Origin of the sequence: Bradyrhizobium sp. JYMT SZCCT0180 (assembly GCF_018130165.1) — a bacterium.
Lineage (GTDB): Bacteria > Pseudomonadota > Alphaproteobacteria > Rhizobiales > Xanthobacteraceae > Bradyrhizobium.
This window is the reverse complement of the sequence record NZ_JAFCLZ010000034.1, coordinates 13,920-34,808: the sequence shown is the minus strand read 5'-3', so window position 1 is coordinate 34,808 and position 20,889 is coordinate 13,920. Positions and strand designations below refer to the sequence as shown.

The window sequence follows — 20,889 nt, the reverse complement described above, 5'->3', positions numbered from 1 at the left end:
CTTCACAGACAGAGCTCAGATATGAGCCAATTCCCCGGCGACAAGGCCGGGCAATGGCGAGCTGAGTTAGACGAGTTCAAACTGATTCGCAGCCGAACTCATAGCGACGGATGCCGGAGCCCCGCCGCTTTCGCCGTTCATCATTAACATCAGGTGCCGGGATTAAGCGGCAGTTTTCTCAGCGTCCTCGTCCTTGAACAGGTCTTCGCGCGAAACCTTCTTTTCGGTCACGTTGGCGAGTTCGAGGATGAAATCGACCACCTTGTCTTCATAAATCGGCGCACGAAGCTGGGCCAGCGCATTGGTGTTGTTGCGATAGTAGTCCCAGACTTCCTTCTCGCGGCCCGGCATCTGGCGGGCCCGCTCGATCACGGCCCGGCTGACTTCGTCGTCGGTGACGGTGATCTTGTTCTTCTCGCCAATCTCCGACAGCACGAGGCCGAGGCGGACCCGGCGGTCGGCGATCTTCTGGTATTCTTCTTTGGCGGCGTCCTCGGTGGTGTTCTCGTCGGCAAAGGTCTTGCCGCTGGACTCCATCTCGGCCTTGATCGAGTTCCACATCAGATTGAACTCTTCGGCGATCAGCGACGGCGGCGCTTCGAACTTGTGGCTCTCGTCGAGACGGTCGAGCAGCGCGCGCTTGACGCGCTGGCGCGTCGCACCGGCAAACTCAGCGACCAGGCGCTCGCGCGCGGCTTCCTTCAGCTTGTCGAGCGATTCGAGGCCGAGCGTTTTTGCAAATTCGTCGTCGACAACGGTTTCGCCGGGAGCTTCGATGGCGGTGGCGGTGGTCTCGAACTCGGCCGGCTGGCCGGCCAGCTTTTCGCTGGCGTAGTTCTTGGGGAAAGAGACCTTCAGCGTGCGGGTCTCGCCCGCGCCGATGCCGATCAACTGCTCTTCAAAGCCCGGAATGAACTGGCCGGTGCCGATCACGACCTGGATGCCCTCGCCGGTACCACCCTCGAACGGCGTACCGTCGATACGGCCGGTGAAGTTGATGGTGACGCGATCGCCGTTCTCGGCCTTCGCGCCTTCGCTCTTGGCGTTATAGGGGCGGCTCTGGTCGGCGATGCGCTTGATGGCGTCGTCGACATCGCTGTCGGACACGTCGACGACCGGCTTCTCGACGGTAAAGCTCTTGAAGTCGGCGAGCTGGATCGTCGGCACCACCTCGATCGCCACCGTGTAGGTGAGATCGCTCTTGCCGGAGAGGAGTTCCTCGACCTCTTTTTCCTCGGTCGGCATCGTGATCTTCGGTTCGGTCGCAAGGCGGAAGCCGCGATCGGTGAAGATCTGCGTGTTGGTGTCGCGGATGGTCTGGTCGATGGTCTCGGCCATGACCGAGCGGCCATAGACCTTCTTCAGATGGCTCACCGGCACCTTGCCGGGACGGAAGCCGTTGAGCTTCACCTTGTCCTTGAGGTCGATCAGCTTGGCGCCGGCCTTGGCATCGAGATCCGATGCGGGAACGCTGATCTTGAACTCGTGCTTCAATCCCTCGACGAGGGTTTCGGTGACCTGCATGGCGTCAATCTTCTTCCGTTTCGGCAGGGCCTGATGGCCCCGACATTGTCAATTGGATCGACGCAGGGCCCTTAAAGCCTGCGCCGGTGGTTCGGCTGACCCAACTCCCCAACCGGGGAACAGGCCCTCCAGTATTCGTCATGCAAACGCTTGAATAGAGCGCTTGGTGCGGGCGGAGGGACTCGAACCCCCACAACTTTCGTCACTGGAACCTAAATCCAGCGCGTCTACCAGTTCCGCCACGCCCGCGTAAAAAGCATCCAGTCCGGCCGCGATGCCGCGAGCGGCGGGCTTATAACATGCGCCCACCGGTCCGCAGCAAAAAAATGGCGCTTTTTGCGGGCCGCCCGAGGCAAGGCGTCACAGCTGGACAGGGCCGCCAGAAAATGGTCCGCATCGGTCTCATGACAAGCCCCAAATCCCTGCTGCACCGACGCGAGCTGATGGCCGGACTGGGCGCTGCCGCCTTGCTCCCGATATGGCCCGCCATTGGCTCGGCTCAAGGCCGCGCCGCGCTGGCGCTGCAAGCCAAAGCCGATGTCGTTGCGCTTCGGCCAGGGGCGCCGGGGACGCCGGTTTGGTCACTCGCCGGTTCGGAAATGAGATTCAAGCGCGGCGATACCGTTGAAGTCACGCTCGCCAATGAGCTGCCGCAGCCCGTTGCCCTCAATTGGCGGGGGCTCGACGGGGCCGCGAGCGTCGAATCGCTGACGGCCCGCGCGCCGCTCGCGGCCGGGGTGAAGGAAACCCTGCAACTGCCGCTGCGACATGCCGGGACGCTGCTGTGTGACCTGACCCTTCTCGGCGACGGCCAGGCACGGCCTTCGCGGGCTCGCGCATTGGTGGTCCGGGAAACCGAGACCGTTGCCGTCGATCGCGACGAGGTGTTTCTGGTCGAAGACTGGCGGCTGCGCCCGGACGGGTCAGCGATCGCACCCGGGCTAGACCCCAAGGACGCTGCAACGGTTTTGACGGCCAACGGCCGGCTTTCGCTCGATATTACAGCGCGAACCAATGAACGGATCAGGATTCGCTTCATTAATGGCTGCCAGCGGTCTGTTATCGCGGCCAAAATCGAGAATATCGACGTCCGCGTCATGGCTATCGACGGCCAGCCCTCCGAGCCGTTCCAGGCCCGCAACGGCGCGCTGGTGCTGCCCCCCGGCGGCCGCGTCGATGGCTTTATCGATGTGACGGCGCCCGCCGGGACCACCGCAACGATTCTGGTCCACGACGGCAAGGAGGCCCGCCCCATCGGCAGGCTGATCGTCTCGGGTGAACCGCCGGTTCGCGCCGCCCCGCTTCCCCCGGCGCCACCGCTACCTTCCAACGGCCTGCCGGCGCGGCTCGACCTCAAGGGCGCAACCCGGGCCGAATTGGCCCTTGGCGGGCCGCAAGGCGACTGGGTGCCGCCGGCGAGCTTCGCGGCGACCGCCGCGCCCGCAGTTCGTACCAAAGCGGGACGGACCGTTGTACTGGCCCTGAACAACCGCGGCGCCACCCCAACGGTATTCCATTTCCACGGCCATCATTTCCGGCTGCTCGACCGGCTCGATGACGGCTGGAAGCCGTTCTGGCTGGACACGCTGGCCATCGAACCCGGCCAAACCCAACGCATCGCCTTCGCCGCCGAATATGCCGGACGCTGGCTGATCGAATCCGCCGCGACCGATTGGGCCGCCCCCCGCCTGGTGCGATGGTACAGTGTGGAATGAGGAGATCAGCATGAGCGCATCCGTTGCCGCCATTCGCAGCGTCACCGCCCGCGGCCTCGTGGTGCCGATCGCACGACCAGTGAAGACCGCATTCGCGCTCATCGAAGCCGCCCACATGGTGCTGATCGATGTCGAAACCGACCAGGGCGTTACCGGCCACGCTTACATCTTCGCCTACACCGAACTGACGGTGAAACCGCTGGTGCATCTGATCGAGGGGATCGGCCGCGATCTCGTCGGCAACCCGGTTGCGCCGTTTGATCTGATGAAGGCGATGGACGCGAAATTCCGCCTGCTCGGCTGGCAGGGCCTCGTCGGCATGGCGGTGTCCGGGCTCGACATGGCCTATTGGGACGCGCTCGGCCAGATTGCCGGTCGGCCATTGGCCGAGCTGCTCGGCGGCGCGCCGCGGCCGATCAAGGCCTATGACAGCTATGGCGTGGTCGATCCGATCGCGGACGAGAAGGCGCTGCGCCGCTCGCTGGAGCAGGGATTTCGCGGCATCAAGATCAAGGGCGGCGACGGCGACGCCGCCAATGACGAGCGGATGGTCAAGGGCGTGCGCGCCCTGCTCGGCCCCGATGTCGCATTGATGATCGACTTCAACCAGTCGCTCGATCCCGCGGAAGCCACCCGCCGCATCGCGCGCCTCGCCCCTTATGACCTGCACTGGATCGAAGAGCCGGTGCCGCAGGAAAATCTGTTGGGCCATGCCAAGGTGCGCGAGACGTCGCCGACGCCGATCCAGGCCGGCGAGAACTGGTGGTTCCCGCGCGGCTTTGCCGAGGCGATCGCAGCCGGCGCCAGCGACTTCATCATGCCCGACCTGATGAAATGCGGCGGCGTCACCGGCTGGCTGCAAGTCGCAGCCCAAGCGGAAGCCGCCAACATTCCGGTGTCGAGCCATCTGTTCGCCGAAGCCAGCGCCCACATGCTGGCGGTGACGCCGACAGCGCACTGGCTCGAATTCCTCGACTTTGCCGGCGTCATCCTCGCCCACCCCGCCGAGATCATCGACGGCACGCTGACCGCGCGAGGTCCTGGCCTTGGGCTGGAATGGAACGAGGCGGCGGTGGCGAAATATCTCGTGAGCTAACGACCGACTTATCCGCGCGTCCAGAGATAACGTGCGTCCGGCTCTTTCTCTTCATTGCCGGCGCCATCGGTCTGCTCCACCAGCACAAAGCCTCGCGCTTCATAGAAGCGCCGCGCCCGTGCATTCCGCTGGAACGTCCATAGCTGCAGCCGCTCGGAAGCACGCTTAGCGACGTCAAGCAATTCGGCACCGACGCCCTGCCCCTGCGCTTCCGGCAGCACATAGAGTTGCTCGATCCAGTCGTCGTGGAAGGCGATCACTCCGGTCAGGGCATTGTCATCGAACGCGCCCCAGAGCGTGCACGTTTTGAACATGCGCTCGCGATAGAACCAGCGATCTTCCTCGGGCGTGTGCAGACCGGCGAGCCAGGGCAAGGCATGGTCGAAGCTTGTTCGATGGACCCGCGCAGCGGCATCCATGTCGGCCAGTTCGAGTTGCCTAATACTCAACACCGAACTCGTCATAGAGCCGCCGGAACACCGCGGGCAGCACTTCGGTCAAATCTTCCGCGATCAGGCCGGGCCCCGCCTCCCGCGCGCCCTCGCCGTGCATCCAGACGCCGATACAGGCGGCCTCGAAGGCCGGCACGCCCTGCGCCAATAACCCTGCGATGATCCCCGCCAGCACGTCGCCGGCGCCGGCGGTGGCGAGCCAGGGCGGCGCGTTGGCAGCGATGCTGGCGCGGCCATCGGGCGACGCCACCACCGTATCCGGCCCCTTCAGCAGCACCACCGCGCCGGAGCGTAAGGCGGCATCACGCACCCTTTCGAGTTTGGAGCGGCCCGGATGCTTGTTACTGATGTCGCTGAACAGCCGCGGAAACTCGCCCTCGTGCGGGGTCAGCACCACCTGCGGATCGCTCGACGCCTTGATCGATTCAAACAAACGCTCCGGTTCTTGCGCAAAGCTCGTCAGCGCGTCGGCATCGAGCACGAGGTGACGTTTTGCCGACAATGCGGTGTGGACAAGATCGCGCGTGCGCGCGCTGATTCCGGCGCCCGGCCCGATCACGCAGGCATTGAGCCGCTTGTCGTTCAGCATGTCAGCGAATTCGACCGCGCTATCGACCGCGCGGATCATCACCGCGGTTAGCGCCGAAGCATTGACCGCCAGCGCCTCGCGCGGCGAGGCCAGCGTGACGAGGCCGGCGCCGGCGCGCAGCGCGGCGCGTGCCGCCAGCCGCGCCGCACCCGTCGAGGCCATGTCGCCGGAGACGACGACAGCGTGACCGCGCGCATATTTGTGGCCATCGATCCGCGGCACCGGAAAGCATCCCTGCCAGGCCTGCGGAACGTTTTCCGTTGCCTGCGGCTGGATCTCGCCCAGCACATGCGCATCGATGCCGATGTCGGCGACGCGGACGCGGCCGCAATGCATCCGTCCCGGCAGCAACAGATGCGCCGGCTTCTTGCGGAAGAACGTCACGGTCTCGACGGCGTTGATCGCAACATCCATCACGGCGCCGGTGGTGCCGTTGATACCGCTCGGCAGATCGACGGCGAGGACGGGCGCGCCGTTGGCGTTGATCGCGTCGATCATCTCAAGCGGATCGCCCTTCACGGGACGGTTGAGACCGGCGCCGAGCAGCGCATCGATGATCAGCGCCGGCTTTCCGATCGCCTGGGGATTGAACGGCAGCACCGGGTATTTCCAGCCCTTCGCCGCGAGTGCCGCGTCGCCCGTCAGACTGTCCCGCTCGCACAGTAGGATCACCGAGACCTCGCGGCCGCGCGCGGCAAGTTCGGCCGCAGCGACAAATCCGTCGCCGCCATTGTTGCCGCGGCCCGCGACCACCACGATCGGGCCCTCCTCGACCAGCTCCATCGCGGCTTCGGCGACGGCCTGGCCCGCGCTCATCATCAGCGCAAAGCCGGGCGTGCCGGCGGCAATGGTCATTCGGTCGGCACGCTCCATCTCAGTGGTGGTCAGTACTTCCATGCCGAATCCTCGATCTGTCAGCCTTTTCCGGAGGCATTTCCGATATCGGCCGTAGCCAATTCTCCAATAGCTGCATACCAATTGATCGGTTTGCCTATTTGGTAGGCTTGGGTATCATGCAGCGTCCGGCTCGACCTCTGCCGATTGCCTGTTAAAAGTCTGATAACATTCCAAAATCAGGCCCGTTAACAACTTGGCATAGACCCTGCTTTTGGGGAAGCCGGTAAGGAAGCCGGCTCAGGACCGTCGTCGTTCGCAGCAATTGCGAGCGTTTCGGGCCCTGATCAGGGATCGACCACCAGACGGCGCCACGCGCGACATCGAAACTATCTGCTCTGCAATTTGAACTGCCCGGGAGGCGCTCAGTGAAAAAAATCGAAGCCATCATCAAGCCGTTCAAGCTCGACGAGGTGAAAGAGGCGCTTCAGGAGGTCGGACTGCAGGGCATCACCGTGACCGAGGCCAAGGGTTTCGGCCGGCAAAAGGGCCACGCCGAACTGTATCGCGGTGCGGAATACATCGTGGACTTCCTGCCCAAGGTCAAAATCGAGATCGTGATATCAGACGAACTGGTCGAGAAAGCCATCGACGCGATCCGCCGCGCCGCCCAGACCGGCCGCATCGGCGACGGCAAAATCTTCGTCTCCAACATCGAAGAAGCGATCCGGATCAGAACCGGAGAATCCGGGCTGGACGCTATCTAAGCCGGGTGCTATCCCGCATTTTGCGACTGAAAAACAAGAAAAGGGCTGCTTCGGCGGCCTGATTTCGTTTGCGATATCTCACCACTCTGTCTGTGCGTGCGTGTTGTTTGCGAAAATGTCGTTGTCGCAGAGTCCTGGAAACCAAAAGGGGTATTCATGAAGACCGCCAAAGACGTCCTGAAATCGATCAAGGACAACGACGTAAAATACGTCGACCTGCGCTTCACCGACCCGCGCGGCAAGTGGCAGCACGTGACTTTCGACATCGGCATGATCGACGAGGAAATCTTTGCCGAAGGCACCATGTTCGACGGCTCGTCGATTGCCGGCTGGAAGGCGATCAACGAATCCGACATGTGCCTGATGCCCGATCCGGTCACCGCGACGATCGATCCGTTCTTCGCCGAAACCACCATGGTCATCACCTGCGACGTGCTCGAGCCGACCACCGGCGAGCCCTACAACCGCGACCCGCGCGGCATGGCCAAGAAGGCCGAGGCGATGGTCAAGTCGATGGGCGTCGGCGACACCGTGTTCGTCGGACCGGAAGCCGAGTTCTTCGTATTCGACGACGTGCGCTTCTCCTCTACCCCCTACAACACCGGCTTCAAGCTCGACTCCTCGGAATTTCCGACCAATTCGGACACCGAATATGAAGGCGGCAATCTCGGTCACCGCATCCGCACCAAGGGCGGCTACTTCCCGGTCCCGCCGCAGGACTCGGTGCAGGACATGCGCTCGGAAATGCTCGGCGCGATGGCCAAGATGGGCGTCAAGGTCGAGAAGCATCACCATGAAGTCGCTTCCGCCCAGCACGAGCTCGGCATGAAGTTCGACACGCTGACGCTGATGGCCGACCACATGCAGATCTACAAATACTGCATCCATCAGGTCGCGCACATCTACGGCAAGACCGCCACCTTCATGCCGAAGCCGATCTATGGCGACAACGGCTCGGGCATGCATGTCCACCAGTCGATCTGGAAAGACGGCAAGCCGGTGTTCGCCGGCAACAAATATGCCGACCTCTCCGAGACCTGCCTCCACTACATCGGCGGCATCATCAAGCACGCCAAGGCGATCAACGCCTTCACCAACCCGTCGACCAACTCCTACAAGCGTCTGGTCCCGGGCTATGAAGCCCCCGTGCTGCTTGCCTACTCCGCGCGCAACCGTTCGGCCTCCTGCCGCATCCCCTACACCGCCAACCCGAAGGCCAAGCGCGTCGAGGTGCGTTTCCCCGACCCGATGGCCAATCCGTATCTCGGCTTCGCCGCGATGCTGATGGCCGGCCTCGACGGCATCAAGAACAAGATCGATCCGGGTCCGGCGATGGACAAGGACCTCTACGACCTGCCGAAGGAAGAGCTGAAGCAGATCCCGACGGTGTGCGGTTCGCTGCGCGAGGCGCTGGAAAACCTCGACAAGGACCGCGCGTTCCTCAAGAACGGCGGCGTGTTCGACGACGACTTCATCGACAGCTACATCGAGCTGAAGATGACCGAAGTCGAGCGCTTCGAGATGACCCCGCATCCGGTCGAATTCGACATGTACTATTCGCTGTGATTTTGGGCGGCGTCCGCGCCGCCGATATCACGGTTCACAAATGCGAAAGGCGCCCCCAACGGGGCGCCTTTTTGCTGTTCTGATAGGGCATGCGAAGAAGCACCGGCCGTCACAACGAGTCTACCAATAACTCACCCGGCATTCGACTTTCGTCCTTGCTAGGGCAATTCCCGGAGTGCGTCGACGCACTACTTATGGTAGCGTTATACAAACGCCTTAGGATCTCTCGAACGTCAACAACTATGTGTCGGGCTTTTCGGGGTCGTCTCTTTTGCGACGGAACGTTAGATGATGCTAGATGACCTGGTGATGGAGCTTGACGAAACCGCCGACTGGCGGCGTCGGATGATGAAAGAATATCCAAGCGACCTCCGAAATGAGACCGCGGCCGAGTTGTTGGAGCGCTTGAGCCGCGACTTGAGGAGAATGCCGCATTCAGAACTTTTGGATGAGATTTCGAACACAAATGACCTATTGCAGCGATCGTCCGAACAAGGCCGATCATACGACCTGACTAGCTTGATCGAGGAATGTAATGCCTATCGAAAGAGCATTGGATTCTCTGAGACGCCTCCTGACAGCAACGCCTATCTAGCGCGACTGCTCGCGATCTACAAAACCCATCAAGAACTCGCGTTGGCTCAACCCAGCAGTGACGACTTTGCAACTCTAGACGGCGGACTGACACCTACCCGCATAAGAATGCAAGGCAACGAAGCCGACGCCTTTGAACTCTTTTCTCGTAACTATGGCCTCAGCGATTCAGTTCTGCTGATTCTGGGACGAGCGTTTGACGTAGTATCCGGTTATGCCGATCGGGGCGTTCGAGATGGCGTCCAACCACTAAGTGTATTTCTGTGTATGCTCGAACGCGGCACAGATCCTCTGGAAAAACGCTACGAAGAATCGTTGCCCGTTGCACTCGCTACGGCATTAAAAATCGACCATCAATACGTTGACAACCTATTGCACAAATATCTTGGTGGATTGCCGCAGGCCGATGAAAGCGCGCAAATCGCACCGTCGACCGAGCTGGTCTTGGTTCTGAATTGGGCGAAGCGCCTCAGCGATGAAGTCTCTGACGGAGAATCTGTAGCCGCCCGACATCTTCTCGCGGCGCTGCTCACATATTTTGTTGATTTTCCGAGCCGTAACGAACCAGCGCTGGAAACGACAATATTCGATCCACAAATCATCCGCAAAGTCTTGAACGATCACCTTACCCTTTATTGGGGAAAGGAGCCAACTGAGCATTGGCAACGCGCGCTAAACAACTTGGTGGGTGATGCCGGAAAACGAACTGCTCCTGCGACTGGAGGAGCCTTAAACATTTCCCGACAAGCAAACGACGACGAACTCTGTCTTAACGTCGACGATTATGCCGACGCCCTAGCTCAACTATTCTCCCGCGCTGACGATGGAGAGTTCTGTTTCGCGGTGTACGGGCATTGGGGTCGCGGCAAGACGTTCCTGATGCAACGAATGAAACGAGCACTGGTCGAACTGAATGCAGGGTATCACACAATCCATTTCAGCGCGTGGCGATACCCAACCGCACCAGAGGTCTGGGTCCATCTCTATGAAACATTTGCGAAGGAGGCTTTTGAACGACCTTGGTACACCGCTGTTCCAAACATAATTCGTACTGCCATTGCAAAACATCGCGGCGACGGATTGCTGAAGGGATACGCCCTGTTTGCCTTAGGCATAGTACCGCTATTCAGCTTGATTGGATTTGCCGGCCATTTGTTGAATGCGATCTACTTGGCTTTCGGCATCACTGGGGGATTCTGGCTTTGGAGCGTAGCGCGCGGTGTTCGGAAAACGAACGCGCGGTTGTCAAAAGAGTATCTAACGGCAACGAGACACACCGAGAAATTGGGGCTTCAGGCAACCATCGGTTTTGACCTTCGGGCACTTCTTATCGGATGGTTACCGAAAGAGCCCATCAGTCCCTTTTTGATTACCGGTTATTGGATCATCACCGCAATCCTGCTCACCGGCACATGGTTGCGATTGACTGGATTAGAATCGCTTGAAGCGATAAGCGTGCATTTTACTTTGAAATTATTTTTCACTTGGAATTTCTGGGGAGCTTTTGCCTTCGAAGTGTTCCTGGTTCTGGTTGCTACCGCGGCCATTCACTGGATTAGAATAGGCGGGTCTTCTCCTCGGCGGATAGTTCTAGTGGTTGACGATCTCGACCGGTGCAAGCCAGAGCATCTTCTTTCCGTAATGGAATCGATCAAGCTTCTAATTGAGGATCCTGAAATCAGTCGTCGAGTCCAAGTAACAATGCTGCTTGAGGAGGAAATCCTAAAGCATGCAATCTTTGAGAAATACGGCGCGCTCACGGATACGGAGCGGGCGGAACTGCTTCAAACGTCATTTAGCGCCGATCGCCTTATGCGAGAAAACTGTGAGAAGCTATTTACAGCGAGTATCAGGTTGCCCAAGCTAACAAAATCCGATGTCAAAGACCTAGTTGAAACATTTTCCGGCCGCCGTCGCCGGATTGAGGAGCACATCCACGAATTGGATGAAGAGAAAAACATCCTTCAGGCTCGAATGAACGACAAGCCCGCTTCGAAGATGCCCTCCGGAAGCGAGCCAACGCATATTCCGGTGATGCGCCGAGGTGAAATAGCCTTCTACAAGGACGGTCCAGCAAAAACTGTATTTCGAGATACGACAGACGAAGAAATTGCCGATCAAAGACTCAAACAGGCCGGGTTTGTTCGTAAGGCGGAGCCCACACTTTCGAAAGTGGACGAGGTATTACGCGATCTGCAGAATTTGCTACCTATCAGAGCCGCTGCGAAAGCCTCACTAGGAAGGAAACAAACTCCCCGTGTACTTGAGGAAGACGAGGTAAAGGCGGTTTCTGCCGTTCTGACTGATGACAGCATTCAGTTGCGCGACAATATCGGTCCGAGGTCCATCCGTGCCTTTCTATTTCGATATCAGTTAGCTCGCCTCTTGCTGACCAAACTAGATATCGAGTGGCATCCGAGCACGTTGGCACGAGAACTCGCCTCCCAATTTCTAGCAACCTCGTCAAACCGAAATGTAGCTACCGGCGACAAACTTCGTATGCCCGACGCAGAAAAAGTTAAACGAATCGTGGAGGAGGTTTCATAACGGGCCTAGGCTCTAAACTACCGCTACCCCTCCTTCGGCGGATACTTGCGCAGGAAACGCTCGAGCTCCGGCTGCACGGAATAAGGCGTCGGTATCGGATCGCCGGCCGAATCGACCGCAATATCAAGACAACGGCGCAACGTTCGCGCCAGCTCCGCGCGCCGGTAAGGCTTGGTCAAAAGCGGAATCCCGTGGCCTGCGCGGTTTTTCAGCGGCAGCGCGCCGTCGCTGTAGCCGGAGGTGAAGAGCACCCGCAGCGACGGCCGGCGGGCCATCAGCGTTTCGGCCAGTTGCCTGCCGTTCATGCTGCCGGGCATCACGACGTCGGTGAACAGCAGATCGAACACGGCGCCCCGATTGACGATGGCGAGGGCCTCGTCGGCATTCGAGGCCACGATCACCTTGTAGCCGAGGCTCTCGAGCTGCATCGTCACATAGTCGCGGATCTTGCGGTCGTCCTCGACGCACAGGAGCGTTTCGCTGCCGCCCTGCACCGGCGAATCCTCGTCTTGCGTCGACGGTTGAAGCGCGCTGGAGTCGGCTTTGGGCAGATAGATCGTGAACGTCGTGCCGCTTCCCTCCTCGCTGCGCACGTCGACGCTTCCGCCCGACTGCTTGGCGAAACCAAACACCATGCTGAGTCCGAGCCCTGTACCCTGGCCGACCTCCTTGGTGGAAAAGAACGGTTCAAATATCTTGTCGAGAATGGGCTGCGGAATCCCGGTGCCGGTGTCGCTCACTTCGACCACGACATAATCGCCGGCGCGTTCGACGCCGCGGGCCACGGCCTCCGGCACGCCCAAAGTGATATTGCCGGTCGCAATGGTCAGCTTTCCGCCATCTGCCATGGCATCCCGGGCATTGATGGCGAGATTGACGACCGCGGAGGAGAGTTGGCTACGATCGACGAATGCCGGCCACGCGTCGTCGCTCAAGGCGGCCTCGATTTCGATATCCTTGCCGACGGTTGGCGCGAGCAACCGAACGGCCTCGTGAACAAGATCATTGACGTCGATCTCGGCCGGCTGCAACGGCTGCTTGCGGGCGAACGCCAGCAGGCTGGCGGTGAGATTTGCACCGCGGTCGGCGGCGTCGCTGATCAGTTTGGTGATCGACGCGAGGTGCGGAACGTCCTTGACGCCATCGGCCAGAATTTCGATCGTGCCTGTGATCACCGTAAGCATGTTGTTGAAGTCATGGGCAATGCCGCCGGTCAATTGCCCGACCGTATCCATCTTTTGCGCCTGAATCAGCCGCTCCTCGGCGAGGCGCCGCTGGGTAATGTCCCTGACAAAGGCGTTGATGATGTAACCGTCGCCGCGGCGCAGCGCCGTGAGCGACACTTCGACGAAAAATTCGTGACCGTCCCGGTGCAGCGCCGGCGCCTCATAGCGCATGCCCATGGCGCCACCGGCGGTCTCACGCAGGAATTTGGCGATCCGCTGCCGGTGCGCCGCGCGAAGGTGTTCGGGAAACACCAGCTCGACCAGCTTCACACCAACCGTCTCCGCCCGCGTCCACCCGGTCAAGGCTTCGGCCTGCGGACTCCATTCGAGAACGAAGCCGTTTTCGTCGGTCTGGACGAAAGCGTCGAGCGCGGTGCTCACGATGGTCTGCGCCATCTGTTCGCTGTCGACCAGGGCCTGCAGGGCGCGCTTTTGTTCGGTGACGTCGCGGAGCACGGTCACCGCCCCGCAAAGCCTGCCGCGTTCGTCGCGCAACGGCCGGGCGTTGGCGACGATGTGGGCTTTTGCGCAGGACCCTTCGGGCTGCACCATGAGCTCGAAATCATCGACATGTTCGCCGCGCAGCGCCCGCGCCAGCGGCGAATCCGGGATCGGCAGCGGCGTGGTGCCGTCCGAAAGGAAACAGGCGAATTTTCTTACCCCCGTCAGGCTGTCGAAGCCGCGGTCCACACCCAGCAGCTGGCGGGCCGCGCCGTTGGCAACGACGACCACCGCGTTCTCGTCGGCCACGACAACGCAATCGCGGATGCTTTCGACCGTGTTTTCCAGCAGGTTTGGCCTGGCGCCGAGATGGTCCGACAATTCGGCGAAAGCCGCTGATAGCGGAGCCATCTCCCGGCTACCTTCGGCCGGCATCGCAACCGGTTTGCCGCGCGACAGGCCTTCGACCGCCCGGGTCATTTGGGTCAGCTGTCGGGACAACGAGCCCGCGATGGCGGCCGCAAGCACCAGCGCGAGCAAAATCGCGATCGCCCCGACGACCAGCGTCGCGCGGCCGAAACCATCACCGAACACAGCAAGTGCGCAAATGGTGCCCACGACCAGGAACACCATCGCGAACGCAAGGCGGCTCCATAAAGTCATGACGACCAACTGCCCAATAAAATCACTAAGAAAACCGCCAGAGAAACCGCCCAGGAAATGATAACGACAATGGTGTGAGTATGAATGCGGGTCCGGCGCCTTGCGCCGGTTGTTCGGCGCCCTCAGCTACCCCAATGCATAGCCGAGTTCTGGGCCGCGCTCCCGCGTTTTCGGTTCCGTAGAATTACGGACAGCACCCCGGAGAATGGATATTTCGAATCAAATTATACCCCGAATATCCTGGCGTAGCGCGCCTTGATCTCCTCGCTTTGGGCTTGCACGGCGGCGGGATCGGCCTTTAGCAATTTCAGATTCGCCAGCGGGATGTGCTCGCCCTTCTCCTTCACCTGCGCATGAAACGAGCGGTGTGCAAACATTTCGACCAGCATCTGCTGGGTCTCGGCGCTGAAAAAGAAGTTGGCCTCCTGTTCGTTCTAAACCGCCAGCTAGCTCGCCCGCTGATGCGCTTTGAGCGCCTCGCCGAACGCCTCAAACAGCGCACGGTTGATCGGATTGCGCTGCGGGTCGTACTCCGCATGCCATTGCACGCCGAGCGCAAAGCTCGGTGCATCGGCAATCCGGATCGCCTCGATGGTGCCGTCTTCCGCCACGCCCTCGATGACGACGCGCTCGCCGGGATCGAGAATGCCTTGCCCATGCAGCGAGTTCACGCGAATGGTTTCGCAGCCGAGCAGCTTTGCAAAAGCGCCGTCCCGGGTGAGATGGACGTCGTGCCGGTCGGCAAAGATCACCAGGGGATCGGGATGGATTTCGCCGTTCTCCAGCCGCGGCATGCGGTGATTCATGCGGCCGGGGATTTCGCGAATCTCCGGGTGCAGCGAGCCGCCAAAGGCGACGTTCATTTCCTGCAAGCCGCGGCAGATGCCGAAGATCGGCACGCCGCGGGCGACGCAGGCCTCCGCCAGTGCAAGGGCGACGTCGTCGCGGTGAATATCGTAGGGCTCGTGCCTCTCATGCGGCTCGGTCTTGAAGCGGGTCGGATGGACATTGGCACGGGCGCCCGTCAGCACCACCCCATCGACGGCTTCGAGCAAGGCGCCGATATCGGTAATCTCGGGCGATCCAGCAAACATCAGCGGCAGCGCGCCCGACACGTCGGCTACAGCGCGGAGATTGCGCTCTCCGACCGCCTGGGTCGTGAAACGATTTTCGATGCGATGGGCGTTCCCGATCACACCGACCACGGGCCGTCTCATCGCCAAATTTCTGCTTTCATCGTCCTGCGCAAGGATCTTCTAGGTTGAGCCATGATGTTGGCCGATCATGCCTGCGAGATCGTGCCGGATCAACATGATATGCTGCCCACTTCTGCTTTACAGCTCCGCGCGAATCCCAGGCCGGGCCGGCAAGCCCGGCGTCAGAAACAGGCGCTACCACGCGTTTTGGCTTCTGGAGCCGCCGAACGCGCGGCAAGGCCGCTACGTCCGGGTGCAGCTACTTCCGGGTAAAGGCTTCTCTGGCGTCAACGGCCTCGACGCCGGGTAGACCGGCCGCCCGAAGCGCGGTCGCGGCGGAATTGTCGGCGCCGTTCAGCCACGGCAGTTTCGCCTGAATGGCACGGGTCACCGGCTCGCCCAGCACGCCGCCGAAATCAAGCGGCCAGAATCCGTTCGGCACCGCCTCGGCTGATATCCCGTGGAGGCGATAGCCCTTCCCCAGCACCGCCTCCGCTTCGTCGGGTTGCACGTTGCGCGCGGTTCCGGGGTTGGCGGGATCGGAAAAGGTCACGAGCACCGGGATCAGCGCGCCCGTTACCGGCACGACGCCTGTCTGGCGGTTCATTTCATTGAACGACACGCGCTTGCCGCCGGCGGCGGCCGTATAGGCGCGCAAGGCTACATAATTGATGCCCTCGAGTTCGAGGTTCTTGTCGATATGCGCCAGCAGCGCGACCAGATTCTTGCCGCCGCCGAGGTCGACGTAGACGGCATCGCCCACGGTTCGGGTTGGGCCGATACCGCTGTAGCCGCGATACGGATGGACCGCCAAAACTCCGCTCGCCGATTTGCGTCCATCGGGGGTCTCGACTTCAACGATCAAGCGATATTTGTGGCCGGGACGGTTGATCCTGATCTGGTCACCGACATAGATCGCCGCCAGCAGCACAACCGGCCCCAACCATTTGAAATTCATCTCATCCTCGCCGAAGCGCCCGTCGCTGGAGCCTTTTCCGTTCCGATGGAATCGGAACGGAGCTCCAGATTCTTGATTTGACGCGCTTTCTTGACGCGAACCGGCGTCCATCCCGCATCAAGTGCGGGACAGGCTTTCGCTGGAAAACGCTTTAGTTTGCCTGCACCGCTTGGCACACCGGGCATGGTAGCGTCAAACCGGCGCGCGCCTCGCCGCTTGATCCCGGGCGAATTTTCGCGAAAGACTGGCGCAGGATGTTCTGCAGGAAGGAATCAACGTGACTGGTCCGGCTGACGGTCGTCTTTTGGCCCGCAACGATCTGGCGTGGGCGATCTCGGTCGGAGGCATCGGTGTCGTGCTGTTCACGGCACTCTTGCTGTTCACCTGGTATTTCGCCGCAACGCTGTTCCTGATCTTTGCCGGCGTGCTGCTAGGCGTCGCCCTCACCGCGATGGCCAATATGCTCGGCCGTGTCGTCAAACTTCCCCATTCGCTGCGGCTAACCGTCGTGGGTCTGGTGTTGGCCGGGCTCCTGTCGGGTATTCTTTTTCTCGGAGGCGCCACCATCGCGCAACAGACCAAGGTGTTGAGCGACACGATCAAGTCGCAGTTGGTCGACCTCAAAGCCTTCCTGGACAGGAATGGGGTCGATACCAGCTTTTTCGACTTCGGCAGCCTCAATGCGGCTTCGGATGCGTCTGCGCCGGCGGCGCCAACAACGCCGCATAGCCTTCCCAGCGCCAGCACCATCGCATCCAGCGGCGGCGCCATTTTCAGCCAGAGCCTGAAGCTGATCCTGGGCACCGTGAGCGCGGTCGGAAACTTCTTTATCGTGCTGTTTCTGGGCCTCGCCTTCGCCGTGCAACCGAGCGTTTACCGCAACGGGCTGTTGTTCATGGCCCCGGCCAGGCACCGCGCCCGTGCCACCATCATCATCGACCGCATCGGCTGGACGCTGGAGCGCTGGCTGATCGCGCAGATCATCACCATGGCCGCGGTGTTCTTTGTGACCTGGGTCGGGCTTGCCATCATCGGCATCCCCAGCTCGTTCATTCTGGGTATCCAGGCCGGCCTGCTCGCCTTCATTCCGACCGTCGGCGCGATCCTCGGCGGGCTGATCGTGGTGCTGGCGAGCCTCGCCTCCGGATGGGTCGCGGCGCTCAGCGCGTTCATCCTGTTCCTCGGCGTGCACGCGCTGGAAAGCTACGTGCTGACGCCGATCATCCAGCGCCAGGCGCTGGATATTCCGCCCGCCACCCTGTTCGCGTTCCAGATCCTGCTCGGCGTCGTGTTCGGCATCTGGGGCCTCGCGCTTGCCCTGCCCTTGATGGCGATCGCCAAGGTGATGATCGACCATTTCAAGGCAGAACCGACGGTGGCGTAAACCTAGAGCCCTGTTCCGATGGAATCGGAACGGAGCTCTAGATTCTTGATTTGACGCGTTTTCTTGACGCGAACCGGTGTCCACTTCGCTGGAAAACGCTTTAGCCCGCCGACGTCAGCACCGTCTCGGTGTGCTCGACCTCGGGGGGTGCCGCGAAGTACTGCCCGACCAGGCCGCGCCATGCCGTAAAATCTTCCGAGCCGCGGAAATCGACGGTGTGATTCTCCAGCGTTTCCCATTGCGCCATCAGGCGATAGCGCTGCGGCTTCTCGATCGACTTGTGCAGTTCAAACCCCTTGCCGCCCTTGGCGCGCAGGAACAGCGGACGCGCCTTGGCCACCGCGGCTTCAAAATCCTTCTCGGTGCCGGGTTTGACGTCGATCTGTGCGATTTCGGTGATCATTGATGAAGGCCTTCTGCTGGGACTAACCGTCTCTAGCTGAAGGCGCCGAAAAGAAAAAGGCGCCTTGCGGCGCCCGGCATCAGCATCCCGAAAGTCGGCCTCAATTGAACAGCAGCACTGCGCCCACGACCATCATCGCGCAACCGATGAACAGAATGGCAGGCCAGCGCGTTCTGCGCTGATCGTAGCGGCCCTGCGCCCGGCGCTCGGTGATGAGCGCCGTCTCGAATTCTTCCGAGCTGGAGAACATGCAGGCGAAGCCGCCACGGGCGGAAACTGCGGCCGCTTCGAGCGACATCAGGGCAGCCTGGGGGTTTCGCGAGCCTATCGATTCCATAAGTAAATAATATGGATGGAATGGTAAACGCGAGGTTACCGCCGCGTTATCCTGCAGCGCGTTTCAGCGATGCGGCTACCGGTTTCGCGTTCAAGAAAACGCGTCAAAGCAAGAGTCTTCGGTTCTGATCAAATCAGAACCGATCAGCCCTAGGTCGCGGCAGCCTGCGCGCGGACCGGGGCCGGAAGGCCCGCGGTCTTGCGCCGCCAATGCTCCAGCGACAGCGGCAGCTCTTCGGCGGCCTCGACGCGATTGCGGCCGCTGCGCTTGGCCTGATAGAGCGCGGTGTCGGCCGCCGCCAGCAGCACTTCGAGCTCGGTGCCCGCCGGCCCGCCGGCCACACCGATGCTGACGGTGGTATCGACAGCGCCTTCCTCGCACACGATTCCGGACGCCTCGAACGCTTCACGCACGCGCTCGGCCACCAGCACGCCCTCTTCCAGCGCGCACGGCAACAGCGCGGCGAACTCTTCGCCGCCGATGCGGCCCGACAGATCGCTGATGCGCAGATTGTTGACCACGACGGTGGCAAACAGCTTCAGGATTTCATCGCCCGCCGGATGGCCGAAACGGTCGTTGATGCCCTTGAAATGGTCGATGTCGAAGATCATCACCGTCACCGGCCGGCCGGCCGTGGCCTCGCGTTCGATCACCCGCGCACAGGCTTCGGCAAAGCCACGGCGGTTGAACATGCCGCTCAAGGGATCGATCGACGCGGCCGTCTTGTGCACGGTCACGGCACGATCCGACACCAGCATGAAGATCACGAACACGGTGCCGATCGCATAGAGCACGAGCTCGATCGAAAACGCCGTCACCCAGATGCTGCTGTAGAAGGTTTCGTCATGCGGACGCAAGAGATCACCGAGCAGGATCGGCAGCATCAGCACGCAGCCATGCATGACAGGCACCACAACGGTCGGCCAGCGCTTCTGCATGCTGCGCCGCCGCTCGCTCCACAATTCCGAGGCCGTCAGCGCCGCGTAGATCGCAACGATGGCCGCACCGGCGGTCAGGCGCATCGCCGGATCCAGCCACGGCAAGCCTACGGATACACCGACCCAGACGATCGCGCCGAGCACCAGCCCCGGCAGGTTGGGTGCGCGGCCGAGGAAGACGCGCGCGGCATTCCAGACCATGCCGCAGGCGATGAAGCCGACCGCGTTCAACGCCAGCGTCAGCGGTCCGCCAAGTGCGGCGCCGCCGACGGTCCAGATCGCGACCGAGGCCGCACCGAGCAGATAGGCCGTGCCCCACCACTTCAACGCCGGGACATTTTCCTGCTTGCCGAAGAAAATGAGCATGGCCCCAAGCATGCCCGCAACCATGGTTGCGAACAGATATAGCGTGGACGTATCGAACGACATGAGCCCCACCGTAAAAGTGTGATGCAATGCTGGGAGCGTATTTGGAAATGTGATGCTGCGCCCCCGCAGTCCTGGCACGCTAGGCCGCTCGGGTTCCAATTTCGTGTGTACGCGCACGAAAGTTTTCGCGAAAATCTGCGTTAATTCATCTCTAAACTCACAACAAAAAGGGCGCTGAAAAGCGCCCTTTTTCTTCGTTTTTGAATGCAGCAATCGCTGCAAATTTTAGCGAAGCAATTAGCGCTTCGAGAACTGGAACGACTTGCGCGCCTTGGCGCGGCCGTACTTCTTGCGCTCCACGGTACGGGAGTCGCGGGTCAGGAAGCCGCCCTTCTTCAACACGCCGCGCAGATCCGGCTCGAAGCAGGTCAGCGCCTTGGAGATGCCGTGACGCACGGCACCCGCCTGGCCCGACAGACCGCCGCCGGCGACCGTGCAGATGACGTCGTACTGGCCGGCACGGGCAGCTGCGACCAGCGGCTGCTGGATCAGCATGCGCAGAACGGGACGCGCGAAATAGACTTCGACTTCGCGGGTGTTGACCACGATCTTGCCGGCGCCCGGCTTGATCCAGACGCGGGCGACCGCGTCCTTGCGCTTGCCGGTGGCATAAGCGCGGCCGTACTTGTCGACCTTCTTGACGTATTTCGGCGCGTCGGGCGAAGCCGTCTTCAGCGACGACAACTGGTCGAGCGACTGCATGGTATCGGACATCTTATGCGGCCCTCATGTTCTTGCGGTTCATCGAAGCGATATCAACCGTCTCGGGCTGCTGGGCTTCATGCGGATGTTCGGCGCCGGCGTAAACGCGCAGATTGCCCATCTGCACGCGGCCGAGCGGACCGCGGGGGATCATGCGCTCGATGGCCTTCTCGACGACGCGCTCGGGGAAGCGACCCTCGAGGATCGACTTCGCGGTGCGTTCCTTGATGCCACCGATGAAGCCGGTGTGCTTGTAGTAGACCTTCTGTTCGCGCTTGCGACCGGTCAGAACGACATGCGCCGCATTGATGATGACGACGTGATCGCCGCAATCGACGTGGGGCGTGTAGGTAGGCAGGTGTTTGCCGCGCAAACGCATGGCGACCAGGGTAGCGAGCCGTCCGACCACCAGACCTTTGGCGTCGATCAGCACCCACTTCTTCGTCACCTCGGCGGGCTTAGCCGAAAAGGTTTTCATGTGAGGAAATCCGTGAAAGGGGACTGCGGCGCAGGCTGCGCCGAACTGCG

General features: G+C 61.3%; 18 protein-coding genes and 1 tRNA gene. 6 read left to right on the top strand and 13 right to left on the bottom strand.

The window, feature by feature from the left end; genetic code table 11:
- Window positions 1-162 precede the first annotated feature (162 nt).
- Together tig and JQ641_RS34755 are read right to left on the bottom strand one after the other, a co-directional pair.
- Window positions 163-1,524, bottom strand: a complete 1,362-nt coding sequence (gene tig / locus JQ641_RS34760) for a trigger factor (protein WP_212001182.1) — start codon at window positions 1,522-1,524, stop codon at window positions 163-165.
- Window positions 1,525-1,688: 164 nt separating this feature from the next.
- Window positions 1,689-1,773, bottom strand: a tRNA-Leu gene (locus tag JQ641_RS34755).
- Between the two features lie 350 nt (window positions 1,774-2,123).
- Here JQ641_RS34755 and JQ641_RS34750 point away from each other — a divergent pair.
- Together JQ641_RS34750 and JQ641_RS34745 are read left to right on the top strand one after the other, a co-directional pair.
- Entirely contained in the window at window positions 2,124-3,239 is a 1,116-nt protein-coding gene (locus JQ641_RS34750) for a multicopper oxidase family protein (protein WP_349628674.1), read from the top strand.
- A gap of 10 nt (window positions 3,240-3,249) precedes the next feature.
- Window positions 3,250-4,335 carry an enolase C-terminal domain-like protein gene (locus tag JQ641_RS34745; RefSeq protein ID WP_212001175.1) on the top strand — a complete coding sequence of 362 codons (1,086 nt, stop codon included), beginning with the start codon at window positions 3,250-3,252 and terminating at the stop codon, window positions 4,333-4,335.
- Window positions 4,336-4,343: 8 nt separating this feature from the next.
- Here JQ641_RS34745 and JQ641_RS34740 read toward each other — a convergent pair whose 3' ends face one another.
- Both JQ641_RS34740 and JQ641_RS34735 read right to left on the bottom strand, forming a co-directional pair.
- Window positions 4,344-4,754, bottom strand: a complete 411-nt coding sequence (locus tag JQ641_RS34740; protein ID WP_249151107.1) for a GNAT family N-acetyltransferase — start codon at window positions 4,752-4,754, stop codon at window positions 4,344-4,346.
- A 19-nt stretch (window positions 4,755-4,773) separates the two neighbouring features.
- Window positions 4,774-6,273 carry an NAD(P)H-hydrate dehydratase gene (locus JQ641_RS34735; protein WP_212001166.1) on the bottom strand — a complete coding sequence of 500 codons (1,500 nt, stop codon included), beginning with the start codon at window positions 6,271-6,273 and terminating at the stop codon, window positions 4,774-4,776.
- A 365-nt stretch (window positions 6,274-6,638) separates the two neighbouring features.
- On the opposite strand from JQ641_RS34735, the gene JQ641_RS34730 reads away from it, so the two are divergent.
- The 3 genes from JQ641_RS34730 (at window position 6,639) to JQ641_RS34720 (ending at window position 11,684) form a co-directional block, all read left to right on the top strand.
- The gene (locus JQ641_RS34730) at window positions 6,639-6,977 is read left to right on the top strand and encodes a P-II family nitrogen regulator (RefSeq protein WP_027537227.1); all 339 of its coding nucleotides are present in this window, start codon (window positions 6,639-6,641) and stop codon (window positions 6,975-6,977) included.
- Window positions 6,978-7,133: 156 nt separating this feature from the next.
- Window positions 7,134-8,543: a type I glutamate--ammonia ligase gene (glnA, locus tag JQ641_RS34725; protein ID WP_212001163.1), complete on the top strand. Its 1,410-nt coding sequence runs from the start codon at window positions 7,134-7,136 to the stop codon at window positions 8,541-8,543.
- A gap of 288 nt (window positions 8,544-8,831) precedes the next feature.
- A complete protein-coding gene (locus JQ641_RS34720; RefSeq protein WP_212001160.1) occupies window positions 8,832-11,684 on the top strand; it encodes a P-loop NTPase fold protein in 2,853 nt (950 codons plus the stop codon).
- A 23-nt stretch (window positions 11,685-11,707) separates the two neighbouring features.
- Here JQ641_RS34720 and JQ641_RS34715 read toward each other — a convergent pair whose 3' ends face one another.
- The 4 genes from JQ641_RS34715 to JQ641_RS34700 form a co-directional block, all read right to left on the bottom strand.
- Window positions 11,708-14,014 (bottom strand): hybrid sensor histidine kinase/response regulator, encoded by a 2,307-nt coding sequence (locus tag JQ641_RS34715; protein WP_249151106.1) that lies wholly within the window; start codon window positions 14,012-14,014, stop codon window positions 11,708-11,710.
- A 224-nt stretch (window positions 14,015-14,238) separates the two neighbouring features.
- Window positions 14,239-14,403 (bottom strand): hypothetical protein, encoded by a 165-nt coding sequence (locus tag JQ641_RS34710; protein WP_212001159.1) that lies wholly within the window; start codon window positions 14,401-14,403, stop codon window positions 14,239-14,241.
- A gap of 57 nt (window positions 14,404-14,460) precedes the next feature.
- Window positions 14,461-15,231: a gamma-glutamyl-gamma-aminobutyrate hydrolase family protein gene (locus JQ641_RS34705; RefSeq protein WP_212001158.1), complete on the bottom strand. Its 771-nt coding sequence runs from the start codon at window positions 15,229-15,231 to the stop codon at window positions 14,461-14,463.
- A 238-nt stretch (window positions 15,232-15,469) separates the two neighbouring features.
- A complete protein-coding gene (locus JQ641_RS34700; protein ID WP_212001155.1) occupies window positions 15,470-16,168 on the bottom strand; it encodes a hypothetical protein in 699 nt (232 codons plus the stop codon).
- A gap of 277 nt (window positions 16,169-16,445) precedes the next feature.
- Here JQ641_RS34700 and JQ641_RS34695 point away from each other — a divergent pair, with 277 nt between their 5' ends.
- Complete coding sequence (locus JQ641_RS34695; RefSeq protein ID WP_212001153.1) at window positions 16,446-17,552, top strand: AI-2E family transporter; 1,107 nt, start codon at window positions 16,446-16,448, stop codon at window positions 17,550-17,552.
- A gap of 100 nt (window positions 17,553-17,652) precedes the next feature.
- Here the strand turns inward: JQ641_RS34695 and JQ641_RS34690 are convergent, their stop codons facing one another.
- The 5 genes from JQ641_RS34690 to rplM all read right to left on the bottom strand — a co-directional run bounded on the left by JQ641_RS34690 (window position 17,653) and on the right by rplM (window position 20,839).
- Entirely contained in the window at window positions 17,653-17,955 is a 303-nt protein-coding gene (locus tag JQ641_RS34690; protein ID WP_192733478.1) for an antibiotic biosynthesis monooxygenase family protein, read from the bottom strand.
- A 100-nt stretch (window positions 17,956-18,055) separates the two neighbouring features.
- On the bottom strand, window positions 18,056-18,292 hold the full coding sequence (locus tag JQ641_RS34685; protein ID WP_212001151.1) for a hypothetical protein: 237 nt from the start codon (window positions 18,290-18,292) through the stop codon (window positions 18,056-18,058).
- Window positions 18,293-18,441: 149 nt separating this feature from the next.
- The gene (locus tag JQ641_RS34680; protein WP_212001150.1) at window positions 18,442-19,659 is read right to left on the bottom strand and encodes a GGDEF domain-containing protein; all 1,218 of its coding nucleotides are present in this window, start codon (window positions 19,657-19,659) and stop codon (window positions 18,442-18,444) included.
- A 237-nt stretch (window positions 19,660-19,896) separates the two neighbouring features.
- Complete coding sequence (rpsI, locus tag JQ641_RS34675; protein WP_212001148.1) at window positions 19,897-20,373, bottom strand: 30S ribosomal protein S9; 477 nt, start codon at window positions 20,371-20,373, stop codon at window positions 19,897-19,899.
- A 1-nt stretch (window position 20,374) separates the two neighbouring features.
- Complete coding sequence (gene rplM, locus JQ641_RS34670) at window positions 20,375-20,839, bottom strand: 50S ribosomal protein L13 (protein WP_192733482.1); 465 nt, start codon at window positions 20,837-20,839, stop codon at window positions 20,375-20,377.
- Between the last annotated feature and the right edge of the window lie 50 nt (window positions 20,840-20,889).